Genomic DNA, 12,616 nt, shown 5'->3' on the forward strand with positions numbered 1-12,616 from the left:
CAACTCCACCATAAAATTCTTCTATTACTTTCATAGAAAATATATATTAGCCAGATAGGGGCAATCATAGTAAAATAGCTATCAAAATAGACTAAAGGAGTTTGGGATGAAAATCGTTTCTTTATGGTCAAAGATTTCTCTGGGCTTGCAGTTGTTGATTGCTTTGATTTTGGGTGTTCTTGTTGCTCTTATCTGGCCGCAGTTTTCGGCTTTTTACCAGTTTTTGGGTCAAGCTTTTATCAGTTTGATTAATATGGTGATTATTCCGCTAGTCTTTCCGGTTGTAGTCGTAGCTGTGGCTGGTGTGATCGGCAAGAAATCTTTCGGGAAGCTTTTGTCAAAGAGTCTGCTCTATTTCTTTGCGGTCACGACGGCGATTACCTTTATTTTTGTCTTTGCAGCTTATTATCTAGGCTTTGGTCAGGGAGTCAATATCGGTCAGGCGGGAGCCAGCATTGATGGGATTGCCAAAAGTATTCAATTGGATGAGTTTTTTCTTAGCTTCATTCCCTCCAATATCATCAAGTCGCTTTCAGAAGGGGCTTTGCTTCCTATTATTGTTTTTGCTATATTTTTAGGTTTTGGGCTTGGAAGTCTCAAGGAAGAAAAGACTCAGAAAGCTGTTGAGCTGCTGCAGATTTGGATTGAGGCTATTTATAAAATTGTCGGTGTGATTGTGAAGCTGTCTCCGATTGGTATTTTTGGTTTTATTGCTAAGGATGTGGCTACGACAGGAGTTGACAAGTTGGTCGGTTTGGGGCAATTTGTAGCAGGAACTTATCTGGCTTATGCGGTGCTAGCTTTAGTGATTTTTCCATTGCTTGCTCTCGCTTTCAGAATTCCTTATTTGTCAAGCTTACAACGGATTTGGAGTCTTCTGACTTTGGCTTTTGTCTCTGGCAGTTCCAGTGTTGTCCTGCCGCCTCTGTTGAAAGATTTAAAGAAGCAGGGGTATGATGAGCATGTCATAGATTTGGTTGTGCCTTTGGGTTACACTTTTAATCTTGAGGGGGCCGCTGTGTATTTCTCTGTAGCAACTATTTTTATTGCCCATGCTTATGGGATTGCTTTTTCTGTATCAGGACTTTTCTTTACTGTTTTGCTTTTGACTTTGATTGGTAAAACAGCTGCGACGGTGCCTTCTGGAGCGATTGTTGTCTTGCTGGCAGCTGCGCCTCAGCTAGGCCTACCGGTGGAAGGCGTTGCCTTGATTTTTGCGGTTGATTTCTTTGTCAATGCTGGTCGAACTGCCCTCAATGTTCTAGGCCAGGTCTTGGCCGTCAGTGTTATTGAAAAGACGGAAGGCAATGTAGTAGAAGAATCGAAAAGCAGTAAGCTGGCTGTTCGGTATTCATAATGGAGAGGAGACTTATGAGCCAAGCAAAAGTATACGTTATTCATGAAAATTTGGAGTGGACGCAGCACTTGGTCAAGTGGCTGGAGGAAAAAGATGTGCCCTATGAACTATGGGATTTGTCAAGTGGGATCCTAGATTTGCAGAGTCCGCCCCCAACAGGAATTTTCTACAATCGGATGTCAGCCTCTTCTCATACGCGTGGACACCGCTATGCACCGGAATTTACAGAGCAAGTTCTAACTTGGCTGGAAGCTCACGGTCGCAAGGTCATCAACGGCAGCGGGGCTATTAATCTGGAAATCAGCAAAATTAAACAATATTTGAAGCTTTCTGAGGCTGGAATTGCTTATCCAGAGACAGTAGCCATTTTGGGACAGGAGAATATTCTTGAGGCAGCTAGAAAGCTTAATATTTATCCCCTGATTACCAAGCATAATCGGGCGGGGAAAGGTTTGGGAGTGCAGCTCTTCAATAGTGAGGAAGAGTTGGAATCCTATGTAGAGAGTCCTGCTTTTGAGCCTTCTGTGGATGGGATTACCCTGCTTCAGGCCTATATCAAGCCTGCGGATGGTCGGATTCGTCGTTCGGAGTTTATCAACCAGAAGTTTCTTTATACTGTGTCCATTGATTCATCAGATGGCTTTCAGCTTTGTCCGGCAGATGGGTGTCAGATTGGGCAAAAGCCTGCTCAGTTGGAAACATCGGATAAGTTTCAAATCACGGAGCCGCTGCATGCTAGTCAAAGACAGGCTTATGAAACCTTTCTAGCTCAGGCTGGTATTGATGTAGCAGCTATTGAGTGGGTAGAGTCGGAGTCGGGTCAGATTTATGTCTATGATGTGAATACCAATACCAACTATAATCCGACAGCAGAAGAAAAAGCAGGAATTTTTGCTCATCAGCACTTGGCAGAATATCTAAAGAACGAGCTGGCAGCATCCTATCCAGAATAAATTTAAAACAAACAAAAGCTTTCCGTTTTGGAGGCTTTTTGTTTTTTCTTCATTATTTCTAAAATATGACATCTGTCATTTTGTTTTTATGACAAACGTTAGATGAAGCGCTTACAAAAATTTGTTATATTTAAATTATTGAGATTGCTTCTTTTTTATAAGGGAGTTAGGTGTTAAACCAGGTGTTCATTTTGAACAAGAAAAGTTGAAAGGAGTGTGTTATGTAGAAGCAATTTGGTTGTGAGAAGTCTGATTTTATTTTTAGAATATTGAGGTGTGTCATGAAAAATCATCAGGAAAAAGTGTGTAAAAATTGGTTTATGAGAAAAAGCGGCAAGCGTTGGGTTTTTGGGTGTGCCCTGCTGACTTTTGGAGCATTCTTGTTAGATGGGGGTGGAGTGGTTTATGCGGATGAGGCTAAGGCTAATCCAGCTCCTGCGCAGGTCTTGCAGGCTGATTCATCAGCTGTCTCAGAGCCTGAGAGCGGACAAACAGCTGCTCCTACAATGAATGCTGATAAGACAGAAAACCTTGTAGCTGGGGAGACTGCTGCAACTGTAGCGACGGAAGCGGGTGGTCAGGATGCAGTAGTAGAGTCAGCCAACCAAAAGGCTGATAAGGAAGATCAAGTCACAGCAAATGCTAAAGAGACCAAACAGGAAGAAGACGAACAGCCAGCGGCGAAGGAAGTTGCTTCGGAAAAAATCCCTGCCGTAGAGACTGTAGATAAGCAGTCAGGCTTCAATACTAATTTGGCAGAAGCCAAGGGAGACAAAAATGGAGTTTGGGAAGTCCGGGAACAAGGTCTTTATAGTGATGCCAGAGGCAAAGGTGATAGTTTCTTTTACTCTCAAAGTCAGGGCAAGGATTTTGTTTACTCAACGGATGTAACTTTCCTCAGTAAGGAAGGGGCGGCAGCCCTCATTTTCCGCAGTAATAATAATCCGGATGACAAGAGCAGCTATGCAGTTAATATTGATGGTGGTAGCAACAATGTAAAGTTTTGGCGTTGGCAAGGCGGTCGTGACTATCAGTTTATCAATGAAAAAAATATCGAGCCAACGGATGATAATAAATATCGACTCAAGGTCGTTTCAATTGGCTCTTGGGTATCCTACTATGTCAATGATATCCTAGTGGCCAGCTCAGGAGATTACACGCTTCAGAGAGATGATAAGGGGCAGAATACTTACTTGTCAGAAGGCTATTTTGGCTTACTTAACTGGAATAGCGAGCTGCTTTTTCAAAATACCTTTTATAAAGAAATCACTCCTCAGTCTAATCCTGAGTTGGAGGATATAAGGGTGACTTCTTCGGTTGGGAAAGTGGAGCAGAAAGGTCAGTTTACTGCTCCTATCACTATCCAGTATGTCAAGCATGATGCTGAGACTGTAGACTTGACCGTCGTAGCAAAAAATCCTGCTGCCAAGGTAAGCGTGACCGATGCTGCAGGTAGGGTCTATAGTGATTTGAAGAATATCCCGCTGGCAGTGGGGGCAAACTATCTGACTGTGACCAGCACTGTGACGGATGCGGATGGGCAGGAGGTCAGCCTGACTTATCGGCTCAATGTCCATCGTCGGCAGGCAGATGAGATTTACTACAATGAACTCTATCGCGGTCAGTATCATTATTCGGTCAAGGACGGTTGGGCCAATGATCCCAACGGGCTGGTTTATTATAAGGGAGTCTATCATTTCTTCTATCAGTTTTACGACGATACAAAGTGGGGACCTATGCACTGGGGCCATGCGACCAGCAAGGATTTGATTCATTGGGAAGAACAGCCGATTGCCTTTTATCCGGATGCTAATGGGGCTATGTTCTCAGGATCAATAGTAGCAGATACCACCAATTCCTCTGGTTTGTTTGACAATGACCAGGGCGGTTTAGTCGCACTGATTACTGCCGACGGAAACGGTCAGCGCATCAAGTTGGCCTACAGTAAAGATGAGGGCCGGACTTGGACGAAGCTTGATCAAATTGCAGCTGACTGGACGGACGATCCACTGCAATCTCAGGATTTCCGTGATCCCAAGGTCTTCCGTTGGGAGGGTAAATGGTTTATGGTCGTTGCAGGCGGACCGCTGAGAATTTATTCGTCTGATAATCTGCGTAATTGGAAGGTGGAGTCAACTTATGCGGATCTCCACACGGAGTGCCCAGATCTGTATCCTCTACTGGCAGACGATGGTAGCCTTAAGTGGGTCCTGTCTCGTGGCGGGCGCTCCTATAAGGTCGGTGATTTTAGACAGGTGGAGGGCAAGTGGACCTTCGTACCAGATGCTGAGTTTGCTCTGGCTGATCAGGTTATGAACTTTGGTAAAGACTCTTATGCGGCCATGACTTACTACGTTCAGGACTTTGGCAGCAAGGCTAATCCAACCCTACCCGACATTATCGCGTCTAACTGGATGAATACCTGGGAAGATTACTGTAATCTGGTAGCCGATACCGTCGGTCAGAAGTTCAACGGCACCTTCAATCTTAACCTCAAACTAGGCCTTATCAAGCAAGACAGAAGCTATCGGCTGACTCAGACGCCAATTACAGCTTATCAGTCTCTGCGTCAGGAAGACAAGGCTGTGTTGTATAAAGACGTGGAAGTTAGTGAGAAGAATGAGCTGTTGAAAGATTTTTCCGGTGATCAGTATGAAATTGTCTCTACTTTCCGTCCAAGTGAAACGACCAAGAAAGTCGGTTTTAACCTGCGGGTTGGAGATGGAGAAGTGACTAGAGTTACCTATGATTTAGAAAAGGAAACTCTCTCTATTGACCGCAGCCAGTCCGGCATTCTTCTCAGTAATAAATTTCCTCAGGTGGATAGTCAGTCCGTCAAGCGCAATGCGGATGGCAGCATAGATCTGCATCTCTATGTGGATCGCTCCAGCCTAGAAGTCTTTGCCAAAGGGTATACTGTAGCGGGTGCCAATCAGATTTTCCCTGCACCAAATAGCCTTGCGGCTAGAGTGTTTGTAGAAGGTGGTGCAGCTAAGGCTGACATTGCTCTTTATCCGCTGAAGGGCATCTGGAAAGACAAGCAGGCAGTGACCAAACCACTGGAACTAGTGCAGGCTTCTCCTGTAACAAATAATATTTATGTCGGCGATACTTTGGATTTGAAAGCATATGTCATGCCAGCAAGTGTCTCTCAAGCGGTCAGCTGGAGTGTTGATCAGCCAGATCTGGTCTCTGTCGCGGAAGATGGCAACAAGCTGCGAGTGACTGCTCTGCAAAGGGGTGTGGTCAAGGTAACGGCGACCTCTAAGGAAAATCCAAGCCTTTCCAAGGCCTTCACCATCAATATCAGCCGCAATGACTTTAAGACCAATGTTCCAGACTTAAAAGCTGTCTCTGGTAAGTGGTATGTCGACGGTGAAAGCCTCTATAATCAGAATACCAGCGCCAATGATTATTATATGGGAGGTCAGAAGATTCCTTTCTCTGAGTATAACTTGGATGTGGATCTCAAGTATCAAAAAGGCTTGATTAACATTTTCTATGCGTCTGAAAATGTTGATCCTCGCAATGCTTATTCTATTCAATTTGGCGATAATGATAAGATTCGATTTTACCACTTTATGGGAGAGACGATTGCAGAAAGTAGCATGAATGGCAAGCATCTTAATGACGGCCAGTTCCACCATGTTAAGCTAGTGAAAACTAAAAATGGTGTCAGTGTATCTGTGGACGGTGTAGAATACCTGAACCACCAATTTGATACGGTTGAGCCTTATTATAATGATGCCTACGTCGGTCTAGGACTCTGGGATGGAGACTTGGAAGCGCGCAATTTCTTTGTGACCAATCTTCATGCCCCAGCAGTTAATAAGGCTTCTCTGCAGAAAGTGGTAGACAGTACGGTTAGTCTAGATCCAAGCCTCTACACAGATGAGACAGTTCAGGCTTACCAGTCAGCCTTGGCTCGAGCCCAGTCTCTCTTGGCAGATGAAAAAGCGGAGCAGGCAGATTTAGATAGAGCAGAGCAAGATCTGAAGACAGCTCTTGCTGCTCTGGCTGTGAAACCAAGTCATCAGGTCACTCCGGAAGAGGGGATAAAGGACCTAGTGGAAGAAAAACCTTTCTTAGAAGTCATAATGGAAGAGATTGCATATCAGACCCGAGAACAGGAAAATCCAGAACTGGAACAAGGGCAGCGGAGGATACTTGTAGCTGGCCAAAAAGGTCAAAAGCGAGTCTTTGTAGAAGTCTTGAACGGTCAGCGAACCGTCCTCGGTCAGGAAGTGTTCTCTCTAGCAGTTGACGAACTAGTAGAAGTTGGCAGCAAGGTGGTGGCTGAAAGTGCTAAACAGCCTTTGACAAGGACCCAACCTCAAGCTCTGAAGCAAGGTGAGGAAGGAAAAGTTATTTCGTCGCCAAGATTGCAGCCAGCTCCCGACTCAGCTCTGCCTAAGACTGGCACTCAAGAAGATAAGTTTCTGCCTCTGGCTGGTTTAGCTTTTCTGGGAATGGGTCTTCTAGCTGGAAGAAAGAAGCAAGAAGACTAAGATGCTAAGCAATGGTTATTTGCACATAAAAAGGATGGGTGTTTTCCCGTCCTTTTTTTATATAATTACGGCTTGTGAAGTGATTCGTTTTTGGCTGAGCTTGCTCCAGTATCTGGCAAGAAATTCCGCTACATCCTCTTTCCTCCTTTTTTAATCCTCTATCCGAACTTGCATCCGGATGAACATATCGCGGTGCTGCTCCTGGAGTTGTGGCTGTTCATGGATGACCTCGCAGATATAATCACCCACAGGAGTATACCCAGCTTGAGTCAGAGCCTGGTAAAAATGCGGCAGAGCTTCAAGTTCATCTGCAAAGGAAGAGCAGTAAGCAACAGCATAATTTCCTGCCGGAAGCAACATTCGATTTAAGTGAGGGAGTTCATTGGGAGTATGATGGAAGAGACAGAGTTGTTTGGAAATCCATCTTTCTTTTTGGAAATCTTCTTGTTTCATAATGGAACCAACACGACTGAAATGGGTGAAAAAAGGACTGTAACGCAGGATTTCTTGTTTGAAGTAGCGGAGAGCAAGTTCGTATTCCTCACTTTTCATTTGATAAATGTTTTGATCAATTTCAAAAGTAAGCAGCTGCCGTTCAGGAAAAGTTAGAATTTCCAGTTCTTGCTCGCTCTGCTTTTCGCCATAGATACGGGCACCAGACCGAAAGATTTCGATTTCTTGGATTTGTTTTTCTAAATTCTCTTTTTCCTCTAGAAGACGCTGATAGCGCTCCTCGATAAGCTGGTGCAGTTGAAAATGGTCTTTGTCAGATAGGATTTCTTTGATGTCTTCTAGAGAAAAATTCAGTTGACGCAGGTACTGAATGGAGTCAACCAGAGAAGATTGATTGATGTGGTAGTAGCGATAGTTGGTTTCTGGATTGACTTTATAGGGTTTTAAAAGACCGATTTGGTCATAGAATCTTAGAGTTTGGATGGAAATCTGATTTATTTGGGAAAATTCTCCGATACGCAAAATTTTTTTCATTTTTTAAAACCCTCTATTGACTCTCTAGTTACTAGAGATATTATACTATAATTGTGAAAATAATAACAATTAATGGAGGGTTTGCCATGAGAAATACAAAAATTCGTGCTGTTCAGTATGGCTGCGGCAAGATGTCTAAAGTGATTTTCAAGTACCTACTGGATCACGGTGTAGAAATCGTAGGAGCTATTGATAACAATCCTGCTGTAGTAGGACAGGATGTTGGTGATTTTGCAGAGCTAGGCTATAAGACTGGTGTCCTGATTTCTGATAATGCTGAACGTGTCTTTGGAGAGTGTGACGCTGACATTGCCATTGTCACCATTGCTTCCTATATGCCGGAAATGTATGATTTTTTTGAAACAGCCATCAAGCATGGAGTTAATATCATCACGACCTGTGAGGAAGCCATCTACCCTTGGACGACGTCGCCATCCGAAACAAACCGCTTGGACAAGCTGGCCAAAGAATATGGTGTCACTATAATGGGATCTGGCATGCAGGATATTTACTGGATTAATATGCCTTGCTTGGCTATGTCTGGCCTTAATCGCATTCAAAAGGTGAAAGGGATTGTCAGCTATAATGTGGAAGATTATGGTCTAGCTTTGGCAGAAGCGCATGGTGCTGGTTACGATTCAGAGCGATTTGAAAAGGAAATTGCTAGTGCTGAGAGTCTGCCGTCCTATATGTGGAATGCTGCTGAGGCTATTTGCTCTAAGATGAACTGGACCATTCAGGATATTTCACAAAAGAGTGTTCCTTATATTTTGGATGAAGATGTTTATTCTGAAACGCTGGGTCGCACAGTTCCGGCGGGGCAAGTAACGGGTATGTCAGCTGTGACAACCATTCATACCCATCAGGGAATTGAGTTGGAAGTAGAGTGTATTGGCAAGGTCTATCGTGAAAATGACGGAGATATGTGTGATTGGGAAATTACTGGTGAGCCAAATCTAGTCTTCTCAGTCAGCAAGCCTGATACTGTAGCCTTGACCTGTGCCACTATCGTCAATCGAATCCCTTCTGTGTTAGATGCACCGGCAGGTTATGTAACCTCAGAGTTGGCGCGTGACTTGGCCTATCCGACTTATCCGCTTCATACCTATGTGGAAAAATAGCAGAGCTTATAACTAAAAATACACCTCCCGCATCCATTGGGAGGTGTATTTTTAAGTATTAGTCTTCCTTTTTCTTTAAAAGTAAGAGTCCAGCTGCTCCTGCGATTAGGAGTCCAGCTAGAGCAAAGCTAGCACTTTTTTCTTGGCTGCCGGTCTGCGGAAGTGTCTGGCTCTTGTAGGTCAGGACTACCGTTTGAGCCGGTGGCTTCACTGTAGCAGGCTTCCAGTCAAGGACAGTCTGACTTGGCGCTTGATAGGTTGGATCAGGTGTCGCAGGACTTGGGAGGTCTGTCAGTTCGGCCAACTGGCTGCCAAAGATAGCATTTGAGATCCAACGGTAGAAGTGAACAGGGTGAAGCCGATTGGTCGGATTGCCAGCATAGACAAAGAGAGGCTGCTCTTTATAGGTACCAGCAATGGCTACGACTTTGTTGGCCAGTTGTTCATTGCCAGGCCACCAGCCAGCGATATAGAAGTCGCTGCCAGCAATGCTGGCAAGAGTCCTAAAGTTGGCAGGAATCTTAGCAATCCAGTTACCAGAGTTGGAGTAAAAGAGTCCATCTTTCTTGTAGCCGCTGGTCAGCGGGTCTTGGTCTTGAATAACGGCTTTCATCAATCCTTCATAGTCACTGCCGTTCTTGAAGCGCTCAGCGTCAAATCCATCTAAGATTCCTAGTTTTTCCAAGCGCTGCATAGCAGAACCTCCGACGACGATGGTTGGCTTAAGTCCGACAAGAGACTTGTCATAGTTGTTGCTTTCAAGAACTATGACGTCCGCTTCTTCTGGGCTGTCGACGATTTCAAAGCCCATATTTTTCAGAGCCAAAGCAGTGTGAGCTGGTGAGTCCACACCTGCCCAGTAAAACTGATGCGGCGGTGCATAGACCTTGAGAGGCTTCAGAGTCGGTCCCTGTGGAATCTTATAGAGGGCATCACCATAAATGGCATAACGATTTAGGAGACTGGTAAAGGTCGGTGTATCAACGATGTAGCCGTCATCTGTCAGGTAGACTTTCTTACCTTCAGCAAGAGCTTGGTTGACGGCCTTGACCGCGCTCTCAGATGTATTGGCAATGACGTAATAAGGCGCTTTATGATCAACCTGACTGGTCCGAGCAGCACGGAGGGCTGTCACATCGCCTAGCTTGCCTTCAAAGAGCTTGTCGCCAAAGACTGGCTGGGCTTTGAAGCCTTTCATATCAGGGAAATTGACAACCAATTCCGCATACATGGCAGCCCACTTGGATTCATTTGAGCCTTTGTAGAGGACATGATTGGCATAGCCACGCTTGGCCTGCGCCATATCGACAACCAAATCGCCTTTTTTATAGTTTCCGCTATCTTCCTTGAGTTCTTTGACAAGGACACCGTTGCGCTTGAAATAGTCAATCATATTAAAGGCTTCTTGGGTATCATTGTCCTTGTCCACTCCCATCGGGATGACATAGTAGTCTGGGAAGAATTTTTCCTGGCCTTTTTTAATCCGGCCTACGACCTGACCATCTGGTCCGACGAGTTCATTTTCTGCCTTAGGATCTTCGACTTTATTGATGCCGCGCAGGTAGAAGTTGAGACGCATCTCCATGAGCTTGTCGGGGTTCTGAGCTAGATAGTCAAGACCTCCTAAAACTGCATAATATCCAGCCTTGTAGGACTCTTGATTACCCTCGGGAATTTCGATGGTATGTCCCAGGATGCCATGATACATAGAATAAACCGCTGTGTAGCCGGAGAAGGAATCGTCCCATCCGTCTCCCCAGTCCAGTTTTGGAATGATGTATTTTTCGTAGCCAGAGTTGGCAACGCCGGCCCGTCCCATATGATGGGCATTGTCCAGCATGAGGTCAGCTAAAAGGTCATATTCAAAGTTAGGATCGTGAGGCGGGGTTGCCGGCTCAATCAGGAATTCCTTGACAAATCCGTGGATATCATAGAGGGCAATTGGGTTCCATTTGTTAATCAATCCAGCAACAGTACGGGTTTCAGGATTGGCTTGGTAGCCAGTATCACGGTTAGGGTCAAGTCCATTGGCCAGAGCCCGAGTGTTGAGGACATCGCCGTCAGGATTCTCCGTAAAGTCAAAGAGAAAGATAAACTTCTTCAGTAAATCTTGGATTTTGAGAGTGACAAGTTTTTCAGAACCATCTGCAGCGGTTGTTTTGAAGCTGATTTGGTCTTTAGTTGCAAAAGTTTTAAAGAGACCTGTGATAATATCAATAGCAGGCTGTTCATCAGCGTGAGTGTTGTTAATGAGCACAGGTAGTTTATAGTCTAAGTTGCCATTTTTGAGAGCTGCCAGCATTTCTGCTGGTTTGGTCAAGGCCTGTGGATTAGTTGTGCTGAGGTAGTCGTCAATGCTCTTTTGGTCAGAACTGATGATACCCAACTTGATATCGCGACCCTGAGCACTCTTTCCGATGTTCTCAATCTGTACCAAGCGATCGGTCTTGGCATCCTGTCTGCTCTTTTCGATGGATGCCAGCATCTCCTCATGGCTGTGGGAGTCTTCATAAGGGCGCAAGACGATATTTTTGCGAATGGTCAAGCTCAAGTCCTGGCTCGTACCAACCAGTTCATGGCTGCCAATGAAGTTTCGATAGGTCCGGCGAATATTATGGGGAGAGCGCAGGCTGAGATCGTCTCCGAAAAGCTTTTGAAACTGCAGATTCAGATGAAGATCGTTCCCGTCGGCCTTTTCCTCAATTGTGACAAAGGGTTGGCCGGTAAAGGTGCCGCTGTCCATGTTCCAGGTTTTCCAGTCGGCAATCGGTTTATTGTCCAGAGTCCAAGTCAGCTTACCCGCCTGAGAAGCCTGTCCTTGGACGGTTTCCTTGACCTCTGCAGGCTCGGACATATAGACAGTGCTGTCGGCCAGCTGGGTCTTGCCTTCTTCAGAAGCAACTGCTCTTGTTTGAGCTGCTGCAGAGACAGCTGGATTGTCCGCTGCAGGAGCAGGAGTCTGTTCTTTTTCTCCTGTCTGATTTGGAACAGCTTGAGCAGCTTCTGTCGCAGGAGTTACAGCCTCTATCTGATTGGCGGCTGGCTGTGACTCAGTGCTGTTCTGCTGGTCAGCTACGGCCTTGCCCTGAGCTAAGACAGCCATCAATACAGCGGCTGATAAACTCAAGGCCTGAGTATAGAGACGCTTCTTGTATGAATCGTTCATTAGGAAATCTCCTTTGTGTAAAATATTCTATATTTAGTATAACAAATATAGAAAGCGCTTTCAAATGAAAATAGAAAAAACATACAAAGTTGCCCAAAATGGTCTCTCAGATGAATTGCTGAGCGTAGGAGAATTTTCCTTGTTTCAAGTGCTATTTGCAATATCCGAACCTTCTGCCTTTATTTTCTGAAATAGTATACAAAATCCTCGAATTTATGCTACAATGAGACAAACTAAAAATGATTGGAGCCAAGCATGAAAGCAATTATTACCGTTATCGGAAAAGATAAAACAGGGATTGTAGCCGGAGTTTCCACTAAGATTGCGGAGCTGGGGCTGAATATTGATGATATTTCCCAAACCGTTTTGGAGGAATATTTCACCATGATGGCCTTGGTGTCCAGCGATGAAAAGCAAGATTTTACGGCCCTTCGCAATGAGTTTGAAGCTTTCGGTCAAGAGCTCAACGTCAAAATCAACATTCAAAGCGCAGCCATTTTTGATGCCATGTACAATATCTAAGG

General features: G+C 44.9%; 7 protein-coding genes. 5 read left to right on the forward strand and 2 right to left on the reverse strand.

Annotated features, from left to right (window positions below; translation table 11 throughout):
- Window positions 1-106: 106 nt before the first annotated feature.
- The 3 genes from J1C91_RS01790 (at window position 107) to J1C91_RS01800 (ending at window position 6,818) form a co-directional block, all read left to right on the forward strand.
- The gene (locus J1C91_RS01790) at window positions 107-1,357 is read left to right on the forward strand and encodes a dicarboxylate/amino acid:cation symporter (protein ID WP_002908724.1); all 1,251 of its coding nucleotides are present in this window, start codon (window positions 107-109) and stop codon (window positions 1,355-1,357) included.
- Window positions 1,358-1,371: 14 nt separating this feature from the next.
- Entirely contained in the window at window positions 1,372-2,310 is a 939-nt protein-coding gene (locus J1C91_RS01795; RefSeq protein ID WP_032912379.1) for an ATP-grasp domain-containing protein, read from the forward strand.
- A 281-nt stretch (window positions 2,311-2,591) separates the two neighbouring features.
- Window positions 2,592-6,818, forward strand: a complete 4,227-nt coding sequence (locus tag J1C91_RS01800; RefSeq protein ID WP_002908726.1) for a GH32 C-terminal domain-containing protein — start codon at window positions 2,592-2,594, stop codon at window positions 6,816-6,818.
- 150 nt (window positions 6,819-6,968) lie between these two features.
- On the opposite strand, the gene J1C91_RS01805 is transcribed toward J1C91_RS01800, so the two are convergent.
- The gene (locus J1C91_RS01805) at window positions 6,969-7,805 is read right to left on the reverse strand and encodes a MerR family transcriptional regulator (protein ID WP_002908727.1); all 837 of its coding nucleotides are present in this window, start codon (window positions 7,803-7,805) and stop codon (window positions 6,969-6,971) included.
- 86 nt (window positions 7,806-7,891) lie between these two features.
- On the opposite strand from J1C91_RS01805, the gene J1C91_RS01810 reads away from it, so the two are divergent.
- Window positions 7,892-8,926, forward strand: coding sequence for an NAD(P)H-dependent amine dehydrogenase family protein (locus J1C91_RS01810; RefSeq protein WP_032912381.1), 1,035 nt, complete (start codon window positions 7,892-7,894; stop codon window positions 8,924-8,926).
- Between the two features lie 58 nt (window positions 8,927-8,984).
- On the opposite strand, the gene J1C91_RS01815 is transcribed toward J1C91_RS01810, so the two are convergent.
- Window positions 8,985-12,092, reverse strand: coding sequence for an LPXTG-anchored zinc carboxypeptidase (locus tag J1C91_RS01815; RefSeq protein ID WP_002908729.1), 3,108 nt, complete (start codon window positions 12,090-12,092; stop codon window positions 8,985-8,987).
- Window positions 12,093-12,347: 255 nt separating this feature from the next.
- Between J1C91_RS01815 and J1C91_RS01820 the strand changes: the two genes are divergently transcribed.
- The gene (locus J1C91_RS01820) at window positions 12,348-12,614 is read left to right on the forward strand and encodes an ACT domain-containing protein (protein ID WP_002905356.1); all 267 of its coding nucleotides are present in this window, start codon (window positions 12,348-12,350) and stop codon (window positions 12,612-12,614) included.
- The last annotated feature ends 2 nt before the right edge of the window (window positions 12,615-12,616 follow it).

The organism is Streptococcus sanguinis (genome assembly GCF_050222175.1).
Lineage (GTDB): Bacteria > Bacillota > Bacilli > Lactobacillales > Streptococcaceae > Streptococcus > Streptococcus sanguinis_M.

Coding starts and splice junctions, on each gene's coding strand:
- J1C91_RS01790 (WP_002908724.1), top strand. CDS start 107: ATGAAAATCGTTTCTTTATGGTCAAAGATTTCTCTGGGCTTGCAGTTG.
- J1C91_RS01795 (WP_032912379.1), top strand. CDS start 1,372: ATGAGCCAAGCAAAAGTATACGTTATTCATGAAAATTTGGAGTGGACG.
- J1C91_RS01800 (WP_002908726.1), top strand. CDS start 2,592: ATGAAAAATCATCAGGAAAAAGTGTGTAAAAATTGGTTTATGAGAAAA.
- J1C91_RS01805 (WP_002908727.1), bottom strand. CDS start 7,805: ATGAAAAAAATTTTGCGTATCGGAGAATTTTCCCAAATAAATCAGATT.
- J1C91_RS01810 (WP_032912381.1), top strand. CDS start 7,892: ATGAGAAATACAAAAATTCGTGCTGTTCAGTATGGCTGCGGCAAGATG.
- J1C91_RS01815 (WP_002908729.1), bottom strand. CDS start 12,092: ATGAACGATTCATACAAGAAGCGTCTCTATACTCAGGCCTTGAGTTTA.
- J1C91_RS01820 (WP_002905356.1), top strand. CDS start 12,348: ATGAAAGCAATTATTACCGTTATCGGAAAAGATAAAACAGGGATTGTA.